Origin of the sequence: Nisaea sp. (genome assembly GCF_017640745.1) — a bacterium.
Taxonomy (GTDB): Bacteria; Pseudomonadota; Alphaproteobacteria; order Thalassobaculales; family Thalassobaculaceae; genus Nisaea.
The window spans coordinates 41,310-63,222 of the sequence record NZ_JAEPQA010000017.1 but is presented as its reverse complement, the minus strand read 5'-3'; the positions used below and the strand labels follow the sequence as shown (position 1 = coordinate 63,222).

At 64.4% G+C, this 21,913-nt stretch carries 19 protein-coding genes; 11 read left to right on the top strand and 8 right to left on the bottom strand.

Going from position 1 to position 21,913, the window contains the following annotated elements; all coding sequences use genetic code 11:
* Positions 1–6: 6 nt before the first annotated feature.
* A complete protein-coding gene (locus tag JJ959_RS13155; protein ID WP_292884262.1) occupies positions 7–1,023 on the bottom strand; it encodes an NAD(P)H-dependent glycerol-3-phosphate dehydrogenase in 1,017 nt (338 codons plus the stop codon).
* Positions 1,020–2,102, bottom strand: coding sequence for a tRNA (adenosine(37)-N6)-threonylcarbamoyltransferase complex transferase subunit TsaD (tsaD, locus tag JJ959_RS13150; protein ID WP_292884260.1), 1,083 nt, complete (start codon positions 2,100–2,102; stop codon positions 1,020–1,022). The genes JJ959_RS13155 and tsaD overlap by 4 nt, the downstream gene beginning before the upstream one ends.
* Positions 2,103–2,133: 31 nt before the next feature.
* Between tsaD and hemC the strand changes: the two genes are divergently transcribed.
* The 7 genes from hemC to JJ959_RS13115 all read left to right on the top strand — a co-directional run bounded on the left by hemC (position 2,134) and on the right by JJ959_RS13115 (position 9,491).
* Positions 2,134–3,090 (top strand): hydroxymethylbilane synthase, encoded by a 957-nt coding sequence (hemC, locus tag JJ959_RS13145; protein WP_292884258.1) that lies wholly within the window; start codon positions 2,134–2,136, stop codon positions 3,088–3,090.
* A gap of 5 nt (positions 3,091–3,095) precedes the next feature.
* Positions 3,096–3,818 carry a uroporphyrinogen-III synthase gene (locus JJ959_RS13140; RefSeq protein WP_292884256.1) on the top strand — a complete coding sequence of 241 codons (723 nt, stop codon included), beginning with the start codon at positions 3,096–3,098 and terminating at the stop codon, positions 3,816–3,818.
* Positions 3,819–3,920: 102 nt separating this feature from the next.
* On the top strand, positions 3,921–5,333 hold the full coding sequence (locus tag JJ959_RS13135; RefSeq protein WP_292884254.1) for a mitofilin family membrane protein: 1,413 nt from the start codon (positions 3,921–3,923) through the stop codon (positions 5,331–5,333).
* 4 nt (positions 5,334–5,337) lie between these two features.
* Positions 5,338–6,849 (top strand): heme biosynthesis HemY N-terminal domain-containing protein, encoded by a 1,512-nt coding sequence (locus JJ959_RS13130; RefSeq protein WP_292884252.1) that lies wholly within the window; start codon positions 5,338–5,340, stop codon positions 6,847–6,849.
* Between the two features lie 103 nt (positions 6,850–6,952).
* Positions 6,953–7,741: a hypothetical protein gene (locus JJ959_RS13125; protein ID WP_292884251.1), complete on the top strand. Its 789-nt coding sequence runs from the start codon at positions 6,953–6,955 to the stop codon at positions 7,739–7,741.
* 93 nt (positions 7,742–7,834) lie between these two features.
* A complete protein-coding gene (gene hemF / locus JJ959_RS13120; protein WP_292884250.1) occupies positions 7,835–8,698 on the top strand; it encodes an oxygen-dependent coproporphyrinogen oxidase in 864 nt (287 codons plus the stop codon).
* A 385-nt stretch (positions 8,699–9,083) separates the two neighbouring features.
* Positions 9,084–9,491, top strand: coding sequence for a hypothetical protein (locus tag JJ959_RS13115; protein ID WP_292884248.1), 408 nt, complete (start codon positions 9,084–9,086; stop codon positions 9,489–9,491).
* Between the two features lie 11 nt (positions 9,492–9,502).
* Here the strand turns inward: JJ959_RS13115 and JJ959_RS13110 are convergent, their stop codons facing one another.
* Genes JJ959_RS13110 through JJ959_RS13095 form a run of 4 tightly spaced genes read right to left on the bottom strand, consistent with a single transcriptional unit; the run spans position 9,503 to position 12,708 of the window.
* Positions 9,503–10,273, bottom strand: coding sequence for a fumarylacetoacetate hydrolase family protein (locus JJ959_RS13110; protein WP_292884246.1), 771 nt, complete (start codon positions 10,271–10,273; stop codon positions 9,503–9,505).
* Positions 10,270–11,478: a CCA tRNA nucleotidyltransferase gene (locus tag JJ959_RS13105; protein WP_292884244.1), complete on the bottom strand. Its 1,209-nt coding sequence runs from the start codon at positions 11,476–11,478 to the stop codon at positions 10,270–10,272. Before JJ959_RS13105 ends, JJ959_RS13110 begins: the two co-directional genes overlap by 4 nt.
* Positions 11,479–11,506: 28 nt before the next feature.
* Positions 11,507–12,124, bottom strand: a complete 618-nt coding sequence (locus JJ959_RS13100; protein WP_292884242.1) for a CoA pyrophosphatase — start codon at positions 12,122–12,124, stop codon at positions 11,507–11,509.
* Complete coding sequence (locus JJ959_RS13095) at positions 12,121–12,708, bottom strand: DUF1285 domain-containing protein (protein WP_292884240.1); 588 nt, start codon at positions 12,706–12,708, stop codon at positions 12,121–12,123. Before JJ959_RS13095 ends, JJ959_RS13100 begins: the two co-directional genes overlap by 4 nt.
* Before the next feature lie 157 nt (positions 12,709–12,865).
* Here JJ959_RS13095 and JJ959_RS13090 point away from each other — a divergent pair, with 157 nt between their 5' ends.
* From JJ959_RS13090 to JJ959_RS13075, 4 genes are read left to right on the top strand one after another with little or no spacing between them, the layout of a single operon-like run.
* The gene (locus JJ959_RS13090) at positions 12,866–13,801 is read left to right on the top strand and encodes a MoxR family ATPase (RefSeq protein ID WP_292884344.1); all 936 of its coding nucleotides are present in this window, start codon (positions 12,866–12,868) and stop codon (positions 13,799–13,801) included.
* A 15-nt stretch (positions 13,802–13,816) separates the two neighbouring features.
* Complete coding sequence (locus tag JJ959_RS13085) at positions 13,817–14,674, top strand: DUF58 domain-containing protein (protein WP_292884239.1); 858 nt, start codon at positions 13,817–13,819, stop codon at positions 14,672–14,674.
* Positions 14,675–14,683: 9 nt separating this feature from the next.
* Positions 14,684–17,458, top strand: a complete 2,775-nt coding sequence (locus tag JJ959_RS13080; protein ID WP_292884238.1) for a DUF4159 domain-containing protein — start codon at positions 14,684–14,686, stop codon at positions 17,456–17,458.
* A gap of 13 nt (positions 17,459–17,471) precedes the next feature.
* The gene (locus tag JJ959_RS13075; protein WP_292884236.1) at positions 17,472–19,571 is read left to right on the top strand and encodes a hypothetical protein; all 2,100 of its coding nucleotides are present in this window, start codon (positions 17,472–17,474) and stop codon (positions 19,569–19,571) included.
* Positions 19,572–19,671: 100 nt separating this feature from the next.
* Here JJ959_RS13075 and JJ959_RS13070 read toward each other — a convergent pair whose 3' ends face one another.
* Together JJ959_RS13070 and JJ959_RS13065 are read right to left on the bottom strand one after the other, a co-directional pair.
* Positions 19,672–21,183 carry a serine protease gene (locus JJ959_RS13070; protein ID WP_292884234.1) on the bottom strand — a complete coding sequence of 504 codons (1,512 nt, stop codon included), beginning with the start codon at positions 21,181–21,183 and terminating at the stop codon, positions 19,672–19,674.
* 28 nt (positions 21,184–21,211) lie between these two features.
* Positions 21,212–21,769, bottom strand: a complete 558-nt coding sequence (locus tag JJ959_RS13065; RefSeq protein ID WP_292884233.1) for a hypothetical protein — start codon at positions 21,767–21,769, stop codon at positions 21,212–21,214.
* Positions 21,770–21,913: the final 144 nt, after the last annotated feature.

Genomic DNA, 21,913 nt, shown 5'->3' with positions numbered 1-21,913 from the left:
TGCAGGTCAGGAAGCGGACGGTCCCGCGTCCGCGAACTCCCAGCCGATCGGCCGGGAGAGAAGCTCTTTCACCACCGTGCCGGGATCGATGCCCCGGTTCAAGACCGCATCCACGCCCTCTGCGATTGGCATTTCCACGCAGAGGACACGGGCCCGGCGGTGCAGGGCGGCGGCGGTGAACACGCCCTCGACGACAGACGGGCTGGCGCCGAGAATTTCCTCCAGCGCCTCGCCTTTGCCGAGTCTTGTGCCAAGGGTGAAATTGCGCGAACTCGTACTCGAGCAGGTCAGCACCAGGTCGCCGAGCCCCGAGAGCCCCATCAGCGTTTCCGGCCTGCCGCCCAGAGCGACGGCAAAGCGGGTCGCTTCGGCAAGGCCTCGGGTGATCAGCGCGGCGCGGGCATTCTCTCCGAGTTCCATACCGGAGACGATCCCGGCGGCGATGGCGAGCACGTTCTTCACCGCGCCGCCGACCTCGGCGCCGATGAGATCGGTCGAGGCATAGGGCCGGAAAGTGCCGGAGCCAAAGGCCTCTCCCAGTTTCAGGGCCAATGTCTTGTCGGCAGCAGCGAGGGTGACAGCGGTCGGCTTGCCCACGGCGGCCTCACCGGCGAAACTCGGTCCGGAGAGAACGGCGACCGGATTGTCCGGCAGCAGCTCCGCGAGGACCTGGCTCATGGTCTTGTCGGTGCCGTTCTCGATCCCCTTGGCGGCGGAGATCAGCGGGACACCGGCTGGAATCGAGAATTCCGCGAGAGCGGCCCGCATATGCTGTGCCGGGACGACCAGAAGCAGGGCGTCTGCGCCGTCGATTGCGGTCGCAGGATCGCTCGTAACCGAGATCTGGTCAGACAGACGGACCCCCGGAAGGTAGACCCGGTTTTCGCGGAGGCGCTGCATTTCCTCCGCCTGTTCGGCCCGGCGAGCCCAGAGCGTGACCTCGCGGCCGGCTCTGTACGCCGCAAGTGCGAGCGCGGTACCCCAGGCACCGGCGCCGAGCACGGCAATCCGCTCGATTTTCATGCCTTCACTCCGGCGCCGATCGCCTTCGGCGCACCCGGATCGAGCGGCCAGCGCGGGCGCGGCGCGAAACTGAGCGGGTCGCTTTCTCCGGCACGCAGCCGTTCGATCCCGGCCCAGGCGACCATGGCAGCGTTGTCTGTGCAGAGCCCGATCGGCGGCGCGACGAATTCCATCCCGCTCTTCATCGCCAGTTCCGAGAGGGCGGCGCGGAGATGTTTGTTCGCGGCGACCCCGCCGGCGACAACCAGCGCATGTCCGCCCCCGTGCGTTTCGGAAAACACCTGGATCGCGTTGCGGCAACGATTTACGAGGCTTGCGGCAACCGCGTGCTGGAACGCGGCGGCAATGTCCGCGATGTCCTGCTCAGATGGGTCGCCAAGCGCAGAGACCTTCTGCCGGACCGCCGTCTTCAGACCGGAGAAGGAAAAGTCGCAGCCTGGCTTGCCGACCATCGGCCGCGGAAGCTCGAAGCGGTCCAGGTTGCCCGTCTCCGCGGCTTTCTCGAGCTCGGGACCGCCGGGATAGCCCATGCCGAGCAGCTTCGCGGTCTTGTCGAAGGCCTCGCCGACCGCATCGTCGATCGTCGTCCCGAGACGGCGGTACTTTCCAAGCCCCTCGACGGCGATGAGCTGGCAATGACCGCCGGAAACGAGGAGCAGTAGGTAGGGAAAGGGCACATGGTCGGTCAGCCGGGCGGTCAGCGCATGAGCTTCGAGATGATTGACCGCGAGATAAGGAATACCGCGCGCCATCGCGATGGCCTTCGCCGTCATGGTGCCGACCAGCACGCCGCCGATCAGCCCGGGCCCGCCGGTCGCGGCGACCGCGTCGAGCGCGTCGAAGCCGATACCGGCCTCCTTGAGCGCGCGGTCAATCACCGGACGGAGATGGTCGAGATGGGCACGCGCGGCGATCTCCGGGACCACGCCGCCGAAAGGCGCATGATCCTCGATCTGCGTGAAGACCACATTGGCATGGATCCGCCCGGAGCCGTCGACGACGGCAGCCGCGGTCTCGTCGCAGCTGGTCTCGATCCCGAGCACCAGCGGGTTCCCGCCAATTTCTCTTTGCTCTTCCAATGCCATGCGCTCCGGTCTACACAGTCCGCCCATGGAAGACCAGTCGAAAGCAAACGCTCTGATCCGCCTCGGCACGCGCGGCTCCAAACTCGCGCTCGCCCAGGCCTACGAGACCAAGCGCCGGCTTGGTGAAACCTTCCCGGAACTGGCGCCTGAGGGTGCGGTCGAGATTGTCGAGATCAAGACCACCGGCGACCGGGTACAGGACCGCGCGCTGGCCGAAATCGGCGGCAAAGGCCTGTTCATGAAGGAGATCGAGGCAGCTCTTCTGGAGTGCCGGATCGACATCGCCGTGCATTCCCTGAAGGATGTCGAGACCTTCCTGACCGAAGGCACCGAACTCGCCGCGATCCTGCCCCGTGAGGACCCTCGCGATGCGCTGATCTCGTTCAAGGCGGAGCGTATCGAGGACCTTCCCGAAGGCGCGGTGATCGGCACCGCATCCGTGCGCCGGGCGGCACAGCTCCTCAGCAGGCGGCCGGATTTCAAGACCGTCCTTTTCCGCGGCAATGTCGAGACACGGCTGCGCAAGCTGGCCGAAGGCGAGTGCGACGCGACACTTCTGGCGATCGCCGGCCTCTCCCGTCTTGGCCTCGGCGACCGCGCGACCCGGGTTCTGGAACCGGAAGAAATGCTCCCGGCGGTGTCCCAGGGCGCGATCGGCATCCAGTGCCGGATCGGAAATACGCCGGGCGACAAGCGGATCTTCGACTGGGCCCGCGGGATCAATGACGCCGAGAGCGAGACGCGGGTCAAGGCCGAACGGGCCATGCTTGCACGCCTCGACGGGTCGTGCCGCACACCGATCGCCGGACTTGCGGAACTGATCGGCGGCGGCATGCTCCGCCTGCGCGGCCAGCTTGCCGCGCTCGACGGCTCCGCGCTCTGGTCCGCCGAGGCGACCGGACCGGCAGACGCCCCCGAGACGCTTGGGGAACTCGTCGGCGAGGATCTGATCGCGCAGGCAGGCCCCGGCTACAAGGTCTGACCGTCGTGCGCGTCCTCATCACGCGAGCGGTTGAGGATGCACGGGCCCTGGCGGAAGACCTGGCCGCTGTGGGAATCGAAAGCGTGCTCGCCCCGATGCTGTCCTGCACCTTCCTCGACCCGAAACCGGATCCCGCGCTCCGGCCCGCTGCATTCATCGTAACCAGCCGCAACGGCGCCGAAGCGCTGGTCCGCTACACCCAGGAGCGCTCCGTTCCGGTTTACGCGGTGGGCGATGCCACGGCCGAACGCCTTCGCCAGCGGGGATTCGAGACCGTGGAAAGCGCGGCCGGCGATGCGGCGGCGCTTGTCGAGTTGATTGGCCGGCGGATGGAACCGGATGGAGGCCCGCTCGCTTTTGTCTGTGCCGAGGAGGTCGCCGGGGACGTTGAAGGGACGCTACGGGCGCGCGGATTCGATCTGCGACGCATCGTCGCTTACAGAAGCGTGCCCGCAACCGGACTTCCGCGAGAAGCCGAGACCGCGCTGCGCGACGGGACGCTGGACGGCGTGCTGTTCTTTTCGCCGAAAACCGGCCGCAGCTTCGTCTCCCTTGTCGGGAACGCGGACCTCACGGCATGCTGTGAGGGGATGACGGCTTTCTGTCTCAGCGAGGCCGTGGCCGGGAGCGTCGCAGCGCTTCCGTGGAGCGCGGTCCGGGTCGCGGAGCGGCCGACAAAGATGGACTTACTCGGGCTGTTGACCGCCCTATGTAACAAAGACGACTGAAAAAAATTTGCTGATTCCGCTGCGCCTAGATGCTTCGATGGCAGCGGAGCCTGAACGGGATGCAACGCGACCCGTGTCGTGGAACTGGAAAGACCTGAGGCGATGAGCGATCCAAAGAGCGATACCGGCGGACTCTCCGACAAGGAGGCCGTGGAGACGTTGAAAGACGTAGAGGATGCGACGGTGATCGATGCCGAGCCGGCCGAGAACCTCACACCGAAAGCGGTGTTCTCCTCGCGGACGAAGGTGATCGGGATTCTTGTTGTCCTACTGCTTCTCTCCGGCGGCGTCGCAGCGGCGCTCTACCCGCTCTGGCAGAACCATGCCGAGGAATTCGTCGAGGAAAACGGTCTTCCGGTTACCGTGCCCGAAGTGCCGCAGAACAGCTTTTACGCCGTCGTCGAGAATGCCATCGCCTTCCTGCGCGGGACGCCGGGCGAACCGGCGCCGCAACAGACCGCGGAACCTGCCGCCGGGGCGGAGCAACCGGTGGCGGAAGCGGATCCGTTGACGATACTTGCCGACCGCGTGGTCGCACTCGAGGCAGAGGTCGCAACTCTGACGCAGGACCTGCAGGCGGCCCGGGCCGCCGCCGACGCAGCGGCGCAGGCCGCGGGCGAGGCGTCTAACGCCGTCGGCGCCCTCACGGCCGGCTCCGAGGGGCCGTCCGAAGCGGAAGACGGACTGAAAGCCCAGATCGAGGCCCTGCAGGCCCGGATCGACGAACTCGCGGCACGGCAGGCCGTCGCCGTCGATAGCGCCGGCGGAGGCGGTTCCGCAGTCAACGAAGCGCTGCTCGGTACCATCGGCGCATTGCGCGAGCGGATCGTCGTCCTGGAAGCGCAGGAGAAAGTTTCCCCGTCAGACCTCAATGCCGTGGCCAGCCGCATCGAAACGGCCGAGAGCGGCGCCGGAGAACGTATTGCCAGCCTCGAAGCCGAACTCTCCGCGGTCCGCCAGCTTGCTGAAAAGCGCGCGCCCGAACGGGAGCGGGCCGGGCTGCTGCTGCTCGCGGTCGGCCAGTTGGAAGCCGTGACTGTCACCTCCGCGTCTTTCGCCGGTCAGCTTGGCGCCGTAAAGGATCTGACCACCGACGGAGACCCGGCAGTCATGGCGGCAGTCGAGACTCTCGAAGGTCACAGCGGCGGGGTGCAGACGATCGCCGCGCTTACGGAACGCTTCGACGGCATGGCGAAGGCCGTGACGCAGGCGAAAATTGCGGGAAGCGACGAGGGCCTTGTCGGCAAGACCCTGAATACGATGGCCGCTCTGGTGACGGTGCGCCGCACGGACGTCGCCGATGGCCCCAGCGTCGATGCCATTCTGGTGCGCGCCGAAACCGCGCTGGATGCCGGCGATCTCTCCGGCGCCCTTTCTGCGCTCGAGGAACTCAGCGGTCCGCCCGCGGATCGCGCAGCTGACTGGATCGCTGCGGCGAAGGCCCGCCTCACGGTCGACGACGCGGTCTCGAAGCTCCGTGGCGCCGCGCTTTCCTCCGTCGCGAAGGCTGGATAGCGCCATGTTCAGGATCTTCGGATTTTTCATCCTCGTCGGCGCGCTGGTCTTCGCCTCGATCCAGCTTGCCGATAATCCGGGACGGCTCACCGTTGAGTGGCTCGGCTACCGGATCGATACCTATTTCGGCGTCGCCCTGCTGGTTCTGCTGGGCGCACTCTACCTGCTGCTTATCGCCTATCGTCTGGTGCGTGGTCTGCTCGGTCTACCCGGCGGATTTCTGGACCGACGCGCGGCGCGCCGCCGGGACGACGGGGTGAACGCGCTCAGCCTCGGCATGGCCGCGATCGCGGCGGGAGACGCCGAAGAGGCCCGCAAGCAGGCGCGCCGGGCGGAAAGACTGCTTGATGATCCCGCCAAGACCCGCCTGCTGTCCGCCCAGGCGGCGGCGCTCGGCGGCGACAGCGATGCCGCGGGCCGCTATTTCGACGAGCTGACGGAAAGCCCCGAGACCAAGTTTGTCGGCCTTATCGGCAAGCTGCGCCAGGCCCTTGATTCGGAAGACCGGGAAACCGCGCTCCCGCTGGCCCGGAAGGCCCGGAACCTGCGGCCGGACTCCGCCTTTGCCGCCCGCACCCTCTTCACGCTCGAAACCGAGGCGGAAGATTGGGACGAGGCGCAGAAGACCCTTTTCGATGCGGTACGCCGCGATCTCATTCCGGAAAGTGAAGCCAAACGCTACCGCGTCGCCATCGACATGGAGCGCGCGCGCCTTAAGGAAGCTGAAGGCCAGCTTGGCGAGGCCGCCGATTTCGCGCAGCGCGCCCTCAAGGTCGAGCCGGCATTCGCTCCGGCGGTGAAGATCGTGGCCGCGGCCGAGACCTCCAAGGGGCGGATCAAGAAGGCGCAGAAACTGCTGGAAGATGCCTGGCAACAGGCGCCGCATCCGAGCTTCGCGAAACTTTATGCGGATCTCTGGCCGGAAGATTCACCGGCTCAGCGCTTCAAGCATATCCAGAAACTCGTCGGCACCGGGACGGAAACCACCACCGGGCGGGTCGCGCTTGCCGAGGCGGCGGTCGCGGCAGAGCTCTGGGGCGAGGCCCGGACGGCGCTGGACGCCGTGCCGGTGCCGGAGCGACGGGCCGCGGTCTTCCGTTTGCTGGCTTATCTGGCTCAGGCCGAACGCGGCAATGCGAGCGAAGCCCGCGCCCTGCTTGAGCGCGCCGGCGCCGCTGCGCCCGATCCTGCCTGGACCTGTTCCGACTGCGGCGCCACCGCCGAGGTCTGGACCGTGTCCTGCGGCAATTGCGGGCACTTCGCCAGCCTGTCCTGGAAACAGCCGCCCCGGGTCTCGACCCTCGTCAGCCTGCCGCCGGAAGCGTTCTCCGAACCGGTTGCGCCGGAGCCAGCGCTGATCGTGGGCGACATTGACGCAGCCGAAGCACCGGCGCCGGATCCGGCACCGGAACGGGCCCCCGTTCCGCCAGGGAAACCGGCCGCGGCGGCAGACGGCCCCTCCAAAGAGGGGGAAGACACGCCCAACCCCGAAGACGTGGTGCGCCGTCTCGCGTGACTCTTACTGCAAGCTGAGTTAAATTGTCGGTTGGTTCCGGTACAATACCGGTTTGGGGCAAGCCGCCCCGGGTGAGCATAGGGTCCAGAATGGAGCCGTTCCGATGACATCCATATCCTCAATATCGTCTCTGTTCCGACCCACTCCGCCGGAGCCCCGCACCGTCGGCACCTCCGATACTGCACGCGGCGAGAAATCCGCGCCCCTGCCCACGTTCCGCACAGCCGGCCCGGTCGCCTTCTCCGCTTCCGTCACCTCCGGCACCCGAACGCAGAGCGGTCTCTCGGAACTTCTCGGCGACGAACTTGGCACGATCTTCGGCGCCCTCAACAAGCGCGGCGACTCCGAGGCGTTTCTGACGGAAGCGCTCGACAGCCTGAAAGACCTTACGCAGAAGGCCCTCGAAGATCCGACCGTGAGCGGGATCCAGATCCGAATTTCGAGCGTCAGCCAGCAATTTCGCTCGGCCGACGGCGAAGGCGGCGTCTTTTCCAGCATTTCCCAGCTCTCGATCGAGGTCGGCCTGGTCCGGGATGGCAAGGTTGCCGCCGGCGATGTCGAACTCCTGTCTTTCGAAGGCAAGAAGCTGTCTCTTACCGAGACGCAGAAACAGTCCGGCATTGTCAGCGGCCTGTTCACCATCGATGACAAGGAAGCCCAGACCGCGCCCAACAAGGCGCAGTCCGCCGCAATCGAAAAGGCCCTGGAGCGGCTGCGTCTCGTCAATGACGCGCTGGCGGCTTTCCGCAAGGGCGACCTGCGTCCGCTGCAGGAGATCGAGACCCTGTTCCGCGGCGGCACGCTCGACGCCGAGACCGTCCGCGCGCTTTCCAAGGCCAAGGACGTCACCGGGAGCAAGGTCTTTCCGGGGAGCGGCATTCTCGAGCTCTAAGCTCTTCCGGCACTCGACAGCACTCCGGGCTTCCGGCTAAACCGGGCGCAGGGGACAGATGTCCCGCATAGCGCGCCCATACCGGATAGGCCCATGTATATCTCGACCGACGATCAGAAAAACGAAGCCCGCGCGTGGTTCGAAGCCCTGCGTGACCGGATCTGCGCGGCGTTCGAGAAGATGGAAGACGACTACGAAGGCCCGTTGAAGGACAGGCCCGCCGGCCGTTTCAAGCGCAAGAGCTGGGAGCGCGAGGGCGGCGGCGGCGGCGTGATGTCGTTGATGCAGGGCCGGGTCTTCGAGAAGGTCGGGGTGAATGTCTCGACCGTCCACGGCACTTTCTCGGAAGAGTTCAGGAAATCCATCCCGGGCGCAGACGAGGATCCGCGCTTCTGGGCCTCCGGGATCTCGCTGGTCGCGCACATGCAATCGCCGAAAGTGCCCGCCGTGCACATGAACACACGGCACATCACCACGACGAAATCCTGGTTCGGCGGCGGCGCGGACCTGACGCCGATGGTTCCGGAACAGGTCGACACGGACGCTTTCCATGCCGGTTTCAAGGCGGCCTGCGACAGGCACGATCCGGCCTACTATCCGAAATTCAAGGAGTGGTGCGACGAGTATTTCTTCCTGAAGCACCGCAACGAGCCGCGCGGTGTCGGCGGGATCTTCTACGATTATGTCGACGGCGATTTCGAAAAGGACTTCGCTTTCACCCGTGACGTCGGCACCGCCTTTCTCGAGACCTATCCGCAGATCGCGCGGCGGCGCATGAACGAGGACTGGACCGAGGAAGAGCGACACCATCAGCTGGTGCGCCGCGGGCGCTACGTGGAGTTCAATCTGCTCTACGACCGGGGCACGCTCTTCGGGCTGAAAACCGGCGGAAACGTCGAAGCGATCCTGATGAGCATGCCGCCACAGGTGATTTGGCCTGCCCCGGACGGTCTCTAAGGCACCAAGTGATACTCCTATTTCAGTTGGGATTCGGATAAGTTTGCATTAACTTCTTATTTACCGTCCGGTGAAGAGGTCGCCGGAGGGCGTGTTTTGTGTGGCATGAGTGATGTCGATATCCGGAGCGCTTTTATTTCCGACGACGATTTCGCCTGAAGGACCTGTTGCGTCTTTCGGTGCGGATGCGCGTACGAGAGAGCTGCAGCCGGTCGGCAACGAGCGCTTTACGCAGACGCGCGAAGACCAGGCGCAAGCCCCGACGGACGAACGGGGGCAGCAGACTTCGTCACAGCCGCCTCAGCCAATCGTAAATCCAGCCAATCTCTCCCAAGCTCAGGAAGCCGGAACGCCGTCTCAACCCGCGGCGGGCCCGGAGCAACAGGTGCAAGCCGGGAGTGACGAGGAAGCGCCCCGCGCGTTCGCCGATCCGACTCGGCTTCGCGAGATGCAGCAGGGCGAGGATGGCGCAAGCGACGAGATCAGGCTCGGACTCCAGGGCGACGAGGAATCGACCGACATTGCGGCACGCCTCGTCCCGGTGGACGGCGTCGAGAACGCCGAGTCAGTTGCCCTGGACGGCCGCCCGGACTCGATCAGGGTCGGAGACCTCATCAGCGAGGATCAGCGCCTGACCGGAGATCCGCTGGAAGTCCCCAATTACGACATCGATCCGGACGAGCGCTCGATCCAGATCTTCAATGAGCGCCTGACCCGGACGACCGAGGTCCTACAGTTCCTGAGCAGCCGCCCCACTGCGGGCACGGCACGCGGCGTCAGCATCGTCGTCTGAGCCGCCGCGCTTCAGGCGAAGCGCATTTCCGCCTCTCCAAGTCCCGGAAACTCGATCTTTGCGGCAACGCCAGGGCCTGCGAACGAGACCCCGTTCCAGGATCCGGTCGTGATCACATCCCCTGCCTTGAGGCCGCGTCCAGCCATGGAGCCGGTGCGCTCCAGCGCGTGATCGGCAAGCCAAGCCATGAGCGCGAAGGGATCGCCGCCCTTGAAGCTGCCGGTATCCTCGAAGACAACCTTGCCGTCGAACAGGACCCGGACCGGCTGATTGGGGATATCGAGCGCTTCCGGCACGGGCATTTCCCTACCGAGCACCAGAGAGTCGTTGGCCTGGAAGTCCATCAGCGCCCAGAGCGGATCGACTTTCGGCCAGTCCCGGAGACGCGACTCCACGATTTCCATAGTGACGATCAGGCTGGAGACCGCCGCACGCAGATCCTCCGCCGTATAGGGGACATCGCGTGCCGGGAGATCCCGGCCGAGGCGAAAGGCGATCTCCGCCTCGACGCCGAAATTGCGATGCGCCGCCGACGGCAGCACCTGGCCCGAGGGATAGAGTTTCGATGCCGCGATCGGCGCGGCCGTCGGCGCAGCGCCCGGGCTGCTGCCGACCTTCCAGGCGCCGGGCGTGCGTCCGAGCAGGCCGAAGGTGGCATCCTGGATCGCGAAAGCCTCCTGCTGCGTTGTAGGCGCGTCCCCGTCCGGGATGTCGGCGATCGGCACGCCGCTTTCGAAGGCCGCGTGGAGTTTCGCAGCGATTCGGGCAATCTTGTCGCTCATATCTTTTCCTCGGCAATCATCCGGCGGGTTTCGGCAAGGCAGGCGTCCCGGTCCGGAACAAAGTCCCGTGCGATCCACCACGCTTCCAGGCGGCGGAGAGCCTCGCCGACGGACGGGCCTCGGGCAAGCCCCATTTCCATGAGGTCTGCTCCGCGCACCGGCAGGTCCGGTTTCGGCCAGGCCTCCGACGCCTCGATCATGGCCTTGGCATTGGCGGAACTGATCATGCCGCGGGCAACCTGCAGGCGGACCATGTCCTCATAAAGCGCGTTGCCGAGGCGGTATATATCCGGCCGGACCGAGTCCGCACCCGGGTCGATTTCGGAGCTGGAAAGCGCATGGAAGCGGGTCGCTTCGGCATTCGAGAACCGCATGCGCTCTGAGGCGCGGAAAGCATGGCCGTGCCGTTCGGGCGCGAGGGCGGCGAGCCGAAGAACCGGGTCCGCCGCTTCGCCATCGATCTCAATCAGGCGCAACAGCGCCTCCAGATCGTAGGGGCCGGGCAGGAAGATCTGGAGCACGCCCGCGCTTTCCATCAGGTCGAGCACCGGAAGAGGAGACGGCGCCGAGAGAAGCTTGAGGAACTCGACCCGGATCCGCTCGCCGGACAGGCTGTCGATCAGTCCCGCGTTCTCGCGGCAGGCTCTGAGCCCGGCCGGATCGACCTCGCCCTTGCCGTAATAGGCGTGAAAGCGGAAGAAGCGCAGGATCCGGAGCACGTCCTCGCGGATCCGCGTTGTCGGATCGCCGACGAAGCGGACCTTGCCGGCCAGCGCGTCGCCGTGCCCGCCGAAGGGATCGTCGATACTGCCGTCCGGGCGCAGGAACATCGCGTTCATGGTGAAGTCGCGCCGCGCCGCGTCCTCGCGCCAGTCCTCTGTAAAGGCCACGACGGCGCGGCGGCCGTCGGTCTCGACATCGAGCCGGAGCGTGGTGATCTCGAAATGCTCGTGATTGACCACGGCCGTGACCGTGCCGTGATCGAGCCCGGTCGGAACCACGCGGATGCCGGCCTCATTGAGCAGTTCCATCACCTTTTCCGGCGTGTGGCGGGTGGCGATGTCGACATCGGCGATCGGGAGATCGAGGACGGCACTGCGCACGCAGCCGCCGACGAAGCGCGCCATATCGCCGTCCCGGTTCAGGACCTCCATGACGGCGCGGGTCTCGGGAGCCGTCATCCAGGGTTTCGGGGAAAGGCGCATAGACGGATTCCGGACTCAGATGCCGCGTTCAGGCATCGACGCGGGGCAACAGGACGTCGACGAAATTGACCAGCATGCCGGCCGTCGCGCCCCAGATATAATAGTCGCCATAGGGCATGGCGTAGAAGCTGCGTGTCTGGTTGTTCCATTCGCGGCTGTGGCGCTGGTGGTTCGCGCGGTCGAGAAAGAACGGCAGCGGGACCTCGAAAATCTCCTGCACCTCGCCCGGCTCGGGCCTGAGCTCGAACGGCGGGGTCAGCAGGCCGACGACCGGCGTGATCTCGAAACCGGTCCGGGTGCGGTAGAGATCGAGCTGGCCAACAACCTCGATATGCCGGCGGTGCACGCCGATCTCCTCTTCCGTTTCCCGGAGCGCGGTATCCGCCGGCCCTTTGTCCTGTGTTTCGGCCCGTCCGCCGGGAAAGCTGATTTGCCCCGGATGCACCGGCAGATCGTCCGACCGCCTCGTGAAGAGAAGCGTCAGACCGCCCTCGCGTTCGACCACCGGGATCAGGACTGCGGCAGGGCGCTGGCGCTCGGCCACTTCCATGCCGGGATTGAGATCGTGATCGCCGCGCCCGGCACCGTTCCGGGCGGCGCTCGTCAGCGCCGCACGCAACCGCTCCCTGTCAAAGATGCCGGTCATATAGACCCCAACTCGTGAAAAATACCGTCACTCCAGAGACCAAGCACAGTTTCGCCATCGCGCTCCATCGCTATCGCCTGATCGACCAAATCGTAGAATACCGATCTTGTGATCAGTGCATCCAGCCCGTTTCCGGTATCGATATAGGGGCGCGGCTCGCCGCTTTCCGGATTGGTCTCGACGCGAATCTGGTGTTCCGGTCCGGCGGCCACAATGCGGTCAAGGTTTGTGCGGAGCATGAGTCTCCGAGTTGTCATGTCCTCCGCGCCGGTCTCGTCGTACCATGCGGCGACGATGGTGAAAGGCGCATCGTCAACCGTGATTCGGCCGCGCTCGACCGGAGTGCGGAGCGAATAGCCGCCGTCGTCGTCCCGGTGGAGGACGGTGGCGAAGAGCTTCACTAGAGGGAGCCGATTGATAGGAGTGCCAAGATGATACCAGGTGCCGTCGCGATCGATGCGGATTCCGTAATGCCCCATATCGATTTGTTTGCGCGGTTCCGGCTTGCCAGTTGCTGCGGCTGCGATACGCTCTAACTGATCTGATGACGGGGGGAGATCGGAAGACGCGTTCGATGCGGTCATCGGTAATGGCTGCTTCTATGAGTTCTTCGGCGTGCGCCGGCCAGTTCCGGCGGGCCAGTGATTAGAAGGAAGTATAGAGTCCATGACCAATTCCTCCACTCTCGATCAACGGCTCGAAACCGAGACCGTCGAAAAAATCGATGCCCTCGGCGCCCGTATGGCGAAAGCGCGAGCGCAGGTAGAGACGGTGATCTTCGGCCAGCGCGACGTCGTCGACCAGACGCTGACCACGGTTCTTGCCGGCGGTCATGCCCTTCTGATCGGCGTTCCCGGTCTCGCCAAGACGCGTCTCGTCGAAACCCTCGGCATCGTGCTCGGGCTCGACGACAAGCGCATCCAGTGTACCCCGGACCTGATGCCCGCCGACATCATCGGCGCCGAAATCCTCGAGGAATCGGACGACGGCAGGCGGCATTTCCGTTTCGTGAAGGGACCTGTCTTCGCGCAGATCCTGATGGCGGACGAAATCAACCGCGCCAGCCCGCGCACCCAGTCGGCGCTGCTGCAGGCGATGCAGGAACGGACGGTTTCGGTCGGCGGCCATACCTATGAGCTGCCCGCGCCTTTCCTGGTGCTCGCGACCCAGAACCCGCTGGAACAGGAAGGTACCTATCCGCTGCCCGAGGCTCAGCTCGACCGCTTCCTGCTGCAGATCGATGTCGGCTATCCCGACCATGACGCCGAGCGCCGCATGCTGCTCGCGACCACCGGCAGCGAGGATGTGAAGGTCGAGCCGGTGCTGAGCGGCCCCGAGTTGATCGAGGCGCAGAAGCTGTTGCGCCAGATCCCGGTCGGCGAGAGCGTGGTCGAGGCGATCCTCGGGATCGTCCGTTCCGGCCGTCTCGAGACCACCGAGGTGGAGGAAGTGAAGCGCCATGTGGCCTGGGGGCCGGGACCGCGCGCCAGTCAGGCGCTGATGCTCGCGGCCCGCGCCCGCGCGGTGCTCGACGGCCGGCTTTCGCCCTCGATCGAGGATGTTCTCGAACTGGCGCCGCCGGTGCTCCGCCATCGTATGGCGCTGAATTTTGCGGCCCGTGCCGAGGGCGTCTCGCTCGACGACATCATCCAGCGGCTGCTGGCCGACTACCGCTGATCCGGGGCGCGCGCCATGCGTCATCACGCCGAGGAACTCGCCGGTAAATTCCCCCCGCTGCTCGTGGCGGCGGAACGTGTAGCTGCGACCGTCTCCCAGGGCATGCACGGACGGCGGCGGGTCGGCATGGGCGAGGCGTTCTGGCAGTTCCGCCCTTATCAGGTAACCGACTCGGTGCGCCGGATCGACTGGCGCCGCACGGCCCGGAGTGACGAGGTCTATGTCCGCGAGACGGAGTGGGAGGCTTCCCAGAGCGTCTGGATCTGGCGCGACGCCTCACCGTCCATGCGCTTCGCCTCCGATCGAACCCTGCCGGAAAAGGCGGCGCGTACCGATCTTCTGGTCCTCGCGCTTGGCGCGCTGCTCACCGAAGCCGGGGAACGGATCGCGCTGCTCGGAGAAGGGGCGCCGCCGCGCGGCGGGCGGAGCGGGTTGAACCTCTTCGCGAACACGCTGGAAAATGCGCGTAGCAGCGCCGCCAGCCTGCCGGCGCTTGAACATCTTCCGCGCCACGCCGTCACCGTCATGGTTTCCGATTTCATGGAACCGGCGGAGGACTATGCCGCGATCATCGGCCACTTCGCCGCCTCCGGCGTCTCCGGTTTCCTGCTGCAGGTGACCGACCCGGCCGAGGAGGCCTTCCCGTTCCAGGGGCGCATCCGTTTCGAAGGCACCGAAGCAGAGAGCGCGCACCTGCTCCGCCGTGCCGACAGGGTGCGCGAGGCCTATGTCGAGAAGCTGGCGCTGCACCGCGCCCGGCTGAAGGATGCCTGCCGTACGGCAGGCTGGTTCTTCGCCCAGCATGTCACCTCCGAAGCGCCGGAAGCGGCCCTGCTGCAACTCTATGCCGCGATGACGCGGCAGAACGGGTAGGGAAGCGCCATGCTGAGTCTCGGCCCGCTCGCCTTCGCGTCTCCGTGGATACTCACCGCGCTCATCGTGCTGCCGGCGATCTGGCTGCTGATCCGGATTACCCCGCCGTCGCCCCGCACCGTCGCCTTTCCGGCGATCCGTCTGCTCTATGGGCTGCAGTCGCCGGAGGAAACGCCGGACCGCACGCCCTGGTGGCTCTTGCTGCTGCGCCTGCTGTTTGCAGCCCTCGTTATTCTCGCGCTGTCGCAGCCCCTGATCGGCGCCAAGGAGGAGCTCGACGGCGGAGGTCCGGTGGTGATCGTCGTCGATAACGGCTGGGCGTCCGCGCCCGGCTGGGCCGAACGCAAGGCCGCGGCGCTGGACCTGATCGAGCGCGCCGAGCGGGCCGGACGGGAAATCGCGGTCTTCCCGACCGCGCTCTCGGACTCGGCGGCGCTGGAGCGCGGCGGCCTCATGGCGCCAGAGGCGGCCCGCACTTTCGTCAATGCGCTCGCGCCCCAGCCCTGGGCCAGTGTGCCCTCCGTCGCGGCGGAACGAATGGAGACGGCACCGATCCAGCGGCCGGCCTCGGTCTTCTGGCTTTCCGACGGGATCCAGGACGCGGACGATGCCGCTATGGCCGAGCAGCTGATCCGCTTCGGCGCCCTGACGGTTTATGAAGGCGGCCAGCAGCCGATCGCATTGACGGCCCGGATCGGAGACGGCAACGCCCTGACCGCGCGGGTCACGCGGCTGAAACCGGGCGCGCAGCAGATCGTGAATATCCGCGCCGTGGCAACCGACGGACGGGTGCTCACCCGCACAGCCGCCACCTTCGCCGAGGGCGAGCCGGCGGCGGAGGTGAATGTGGAACTCCCCCTGGAGCTTCGCAACGAGCTCGCCCGGCTGGAGATTGCCGACCTGCCCGGCGCGGCCTCCGTCGCGCTCCTCGACGAGAGTTTCCGGCGGCGTCCGGTCGGCCTCGTCTCGGGCACCGGCTTCGCCGATTCCCAACCGCTGCTGGAGGAGATGTTCTTCATCGACCGGGCCCTGTCGCCGTTCAGCGAGGTCAGCCGCGGCACGCTCGCGGAGTTCCTCGAGCGCGACATCTCGGTGATCGTCCTGCCCGATACCGGCCTGCTGCCGCCGGCGGAGAAGCAGAAGCTGTTCGACTGGGTCGAGAAGGGCGGCACGCTGATCCGCTTTGCGGGTCCGCGCCTTGCCGCCGCCAGCCTGGAAAACCGCGGGCTCGGCGAATCCGAGCTGCTGCCGGTCCGTCTGCGCGGCGGCGACCGCTCGCTCGGCGGCGTGCTCTCCTGGTCGGAACCGGCCGCGCTCGCGCCGTTCGACGGCGAGACGCCGTTCGCCGATCTCCCCGACTATGACAACGTGCTGATCTACAAGCAGGTGCTGGCCGAGCCCTCGATCGAACTCGCGGACCGGACCTGGGCGAGCCTCATCGACGGGACGCCCATCGTGACCGCCATGGCGCGCGAGGACGGCCGCATTGTCCTCTTCCACACCACGGCCAACACCGACTGGAGCGACCTCTCGCTCTCCGGCGCCTTTGTCGAGATGCTCCGGCGCATCGTCGCGGTCAGCGCGGGCGTCGGGCAGCGGGCGGAAGGCGGTGCCGCGGCACCGGTCGAAACGCTGGACGGCATGGGCCAGCTCGGAACGCCGCCGGCGAGCGCACGTGCCGTTTCCTTCCTGAAGGGCGAGGCCGCGTCGGTCGATCACGAGCATCCGCCCGGCTATTACGGCAGCGAGCTCTCCCGCACGGCGGTCAATCTCGGGCCGGAAGCGGCAAAGATGACGCCGCTGGAAGCCCTGCCCGGCGGCACGTCGCGGGTCAGCTACGGCGGCGGCGACGAACTCGATCTCGCGCCATGGGCGCTGACGGCGGCGGTCCTGCTGCTGCTCGCGGACTTCATCATCACCCTGGTGATGCGCGGCCTCGTGCCGGGCGTCGGCAATGCCCGGGTGCGCGAGACCGCGGCGATTCTGCTGCTCGGCGCCGTGCTTGCAAGCGTCCCGGCATCGGTTCAGGCACAGAACATCATCTCCAGCGGCGCGCCGATGAGTGAGGAGGACCGCTGGATCATGCGGGCCGCGCTCGCGACCCGGCTCGCCTATGTCATCACCGGGGACCGGGAGGTCGACGAGATCAGCCGTTCCGGCCTCAGCAGCCTGACCGAGGTCCTGACCCAGCGCACCGCCGTCGAGCCGCTGGAGCCGATGGCGGTCGATGTCGAGGTCGATGAGCTTTCGCTCTTCCCCCTGCTCTACTGGCCGATCACCGAGGCGCAGAGCGACCTGACGCCGAACGGCGTGGCACGGCTGAACCTCTATATGCGCAACGGCGGCACGCTCTTCTTCGACACGCGGGACCGGATCGACAGCGGCAGCGGCGCCGGTCCCGGCCTGCAGCGGCTGCGCTCCCTGACCCGCGAGCTCGACATCCCCGCGCTCGCGCCGGTTCCGGAGAACCATGTGCTGACCAAGGCGTTCTACCTGCTCGACAGCTTCCCCGGCCGCTACGAGGGTGGCCGGCTCTATGTCCAGCAGGGCGAGGGCGACCGCTCCAGCGAGGTCTCCCCGGTGATCATCGGCAGCCACGACTGGGCCGCCGCCTGGGCGAAGTCCGACGACGGCTTCTACCAGTTCCCGGTGGTGCCGGGCGGCGAGATCCAGCGCGAGATGGCGCTCCGCTCCGGCGTCAACCTGGTGATGTACATGCTGACCGGGAACTACAAGGCCGATCAGGTGCATGTCCCCGCCATTCTCGAAAGGCTCGGGCAATGAGGAGGATGGCACGATGATCGGATCCGCCGTCGGCATCGATTTCTCGCCGATGATCCCCTGGTGGGCGATCGCGCTCTTCGCCGCCGCCGGGATCGGGCTGGTGGTCTATACGGCCGTCCTGCGCGGCCGCGGGGTGGTGTGGCGCAGCCTTGCGCTCGCGGTGCTCGTCGCCGCGCTGGCCAATCCCTACCTGATCGCCGAGGACCGCGATCCGCGCAACGACGTCGCCGTGCTGCTGCTCGACGAGAGCACCAGCCAGAGCATCGACGGACGCACGGAGCGGGCCGCGGCGATCTCCGAGAACCTGCAGCGCCAGCTTCAGGATTTCGAGGATCTCGACCTCCGCGTGGTGACGCTGGACGGCGGCCGCGCGCGGGCCGGCAGCGGGCGTGACGGCACCCGCATCTTCGCCGCCCTGCGCGACGTGCTGGATGACGTGCCGCAGGGCCGTCTCGCCGGCGTGCTGGCGGTGACCGACGGGCAGAGCCACGACCGGGTGGAGGAACTGCGCGGCCGCGATCTCGGCGCGCCGCTGCATGTCATCCTGACTGGCAAGCGCGGCGAACGCGACCGTCGCCTTGTGGTCGAGCATGTGCCCTCCTTCGGCGTCGTCGGCCGCTCCGTCACCGCGAAGATCCGGGTCGAGGACGCGGAGGAAGCGGCGGCGGTGCCCTTCAGCCTCTCCATCGACGGCGTCGCCCAACCCGATCAGGTGATCCGCGCCAACCAGGTGGTGGAGATCGAAATCCCGATCACCCATGGCGGCGAGACCATCGTCGAGCTTACCGCGGCGCCGGGAGAGGACGAACTGACCATCAAGAACAACCGTGCGGTGCTCGCCATCAATGGCGTGCGCGACCGGCTGCGCGTGCTGCTGGTCTCTGGCGCGCCGCATGCGGGCGAGCGTACCTGGCGCGACCTGCTGAAGGCCGATCCGTCCGTCGATCTCGTGCATTTCACGATTCTGCGCCCGCCGGAGAAGCAGGACGGCACGCCGGTGCGCGAGCTCTCGCTGATCGCCTTTCCGGTGCGCGAGCTGTTCGAGCTGAAGCTGGACGAGTTCGACCTGATCATCTTCGACCAGTACCAGCGCCGCGGCGTGCTGCCGCGCAGCTACCTGCGCAACATCGTCGAGTTCGTGCGCAAGGGCGGCGCCTTCCTGGAAGCGAGTGGCCCGCCCTTCGCCTCGCGCCTGTCGCTCGCCAACACCCCGCTCGGCGAGGTTCTGCCAGCGATGCCGACCGGCGCCATCATCGAGGAGCCGTTCCGCGCCCATACCACGCTCGATGGCCACCGCCATCCGGTGACCTCGGGCCTGACCGGCGGCCCGCAGCTCGACGCCGACGGGATCGAGGCGGAAGGGGCGACCTGGGGCCGCTGGTTCCGCCAGATCGAGGCCGACGTGCTGCGCGGCGTGGTGCTGATGGACGGGCCGGAGGGCCGCCCGCTGCTGGTGCTCGACCGCTTCGGCGAGGGCCGCGTCGCGCACCTTTTGACCGACCAGATGTGGCTCTGGACCCGTGGCTTCGACGGCGGCGGCCCGCAGGCCGAACTGCTGCGCCGCACCGCCCACTGGCTGATGCGCGAGCCGGACCTGGAGGAAAACGATCTCCGCGTCCGCGTGCGCGGCGAGGAGATCGAGGTGATCCGCCGCTCCCTCGACGGCGAGCTGCCGGACGTGACCATGACCCTGCCGGACGGGGAGACGGTCACCCTGCCGCTCACCCGCACCGGCCCCGGCCGCGGCCAGGCGAGCTTCACCACCGACCAGGTCGGGTTGCACAGTTTCGCCGACGGGGTGCTGACCAAGCTCGCCGCCGTCGGCGCGCTCAACCCGATCGAGCTCTCGGACGTGCGCACCACGGATGAGTGGCTCGGCCCAGTGGCGGAGGAGACCGGCGGCTCGGTCACCTGGGGTGCCGAGGAAGCCGTCCCCGACCTCCGCCGCGTCCGCGCCGGCCGCGCAACGTCAGGCCGCGACTGGGCGGGGCTGATCCGGAACGAGGATTACATTGTGACGGGCGTCCGCACCGTGCCTCTGCTTCCGGGCGTGCTGGTGCTGCTGCTGGTGATCGGCGGGATCATCATGGCGTGGCGGCGCGAGGCGGGGTGAGGAAATGGCACAGACCAGAACGCCAACACCGACGTATCCAGCGCAAAATAATTCACACCAAAAAACACAGCATGATCGTTTTTTATATCATGCAGAATTTTTATCTAGGAAAGATATAATCAATGGGCGTAATCCATCTGTAGGTACTTTGCTGCCACGGAATTCTTTTTTCGAAGTCAGACATACCCAGATTTTTCATTAATGCCGATACCTCCTCGTGTCGCTTTTGCCCGTCATGGTAAACGGTCAAAGTAAAGGTGACCCCTGTAACGTCTTCCTCTTTGATTTGATCGCGCTTATTGGGAATAAATCGATTCTCGCGAAACGTGCTTTTCTTTATCTGACTTTTTATGTCATGAACAGAAATGGCTTTTATGAAATTCGTTTTCCCTCGAAACATTTCAACCTCGGGCTTGAAGATAGCCCAGGCGGGAACAGGGATCCCCTCACTGCACCCCTCTTTATCCGATACATGCTTAGCGGCCGGATTTTTCAAATTTAGGCATAAATCCATTGATACCTCGTCTATATCGTATTGCAATTCAAGCTTCTTAGTAAAAGAAAATACAACATAACGCTCAGGCACACCCTCAATGTCTACCGTTTTATAGATAATTTCCCTATTATTTTTTATTGTCGAATAATAGTCACTATCCCGATCACCATACGCGTAAAAATCCTGAAGACTGTCATAGGATGATTTTAAGTGGACAAACTCGGACAGGACAGGGAAGAACTCATCCCTCATGTTAAGAAAGTATTGCTGCAACTCGGATATTCTATTGTGATAAATGGTTGGTTGAAGTTTTTTTGGCGGCAGAAAATTTATTCTATTCAAAATCAATAAATCATAGTAATCATCAATATATATCATCTCGCTCTGATCAGTGCGCGAATTCGCCTGCGTCAAAATCCCAACCAGATTAAATCGACAATCAAATACTGGAGACCCACTGAAACCACGCTCCATCGATTGATTGAAGCGGAACCTTCTATTGTTTTCATAAACAATTGTCTCTGTCTTTGTTTGTATGCGATCGTGTTGCGGTTTGAGGGTGTCCAGGAAAAGATTTCTAGCGTTCAGTGCTTCGTTGCCTGATCGATTGGCTTCACCACCATCCATTATGCCCAGCCGCAAAAGAGGCGTGGCCCAGGATGCGTAGCCGTTGTCAGACGATTGCTCGCTCGGAGTTAACCGGATGATGGCCGCCTCTCTTACAATCTCATGCGCTGAAGGTGCGGATTTCAAAAAACCTCTTTCGAGCCTGAATTCATGCCCAAGCGCGTTTCTGGCTATCAGTTTGTTGAAGTCCTTGTTTTCCACGACATGCAGGGCGGTGAGAGTATGGCCACGCCCCGAAATGATGACCCCATGTCCAATTGGAACATCCTTAGAGATTTGCGAATCACTCAGACCGTTTCTTGAATTCGCGATCGGACGGCGCTGTTCAAAAAATTTCACAAGCCAACTATTTGCGGATTGATAGAAACGGTCTCTCAACCTGGGATCGCTCTCACCGCTATCGCAGACTTCAAACGCGTTCCCTGCATTTGGTGCCGCAAAGTTTGCGAAGAAAATCAATATGTACAAAATAACCGATAATTTTTTCATAATGTCGCCCTTCCATGTTATCGTTACGTCAATAGTTCAAAGCTATTAGACGAACCGTTATGGAATGCGAATTCTTTGTCTCCAAGTCGATGCCAGATCGAAAACCTAGAAATCCCAAACTACCATCGGCATTGCGCGAGACGGTGAAGCTCCACGTATAATCAGCATATTCGGGAATCAGGAATTTGCTATTATTGATGGCATCTGTGAAGACAACTTTTGTTTGTTGTATCGCCTCGGTTAGCGCAAGACCCTCGTCATCACTGATGTTTAAATCGGGTTTTGCTCGAAAATAAAACTTCAGCCGTCGAACATTTTGCGCGGATTGAGCTGTCTCCGCACCCAGTTCAATCATCGGAGTCTTTATTGCAAGGCCGCCGACGATTTGGGTTTTTTCGACCACACTCGCATCAAGAAGCACTTCGTCAATTCGAACAGGAGATTCACGCGTTGAATAAGTTTGCGCGTTTGCAATCTCTTTATCAATGAGCTCCAGTAGCTGAGAGAATGGAGCGAGCTCTTCGGAAAGAGCGTTACTCGACAGGGAAACGTTTAAGAAAACTATTAAAAGAAAATTTCGGAGCACAACAAATCCCCCAAAATAAAGTCGCTATATCTACTCTAAAAAAACCATAATATATCACTCGCCATGATTGAAAAAACATTTTTTAACTAGGTGTTTTCAGATGCGTGCCGTCTGGCGACAACTCTTCCTATGCACCGCATTTTG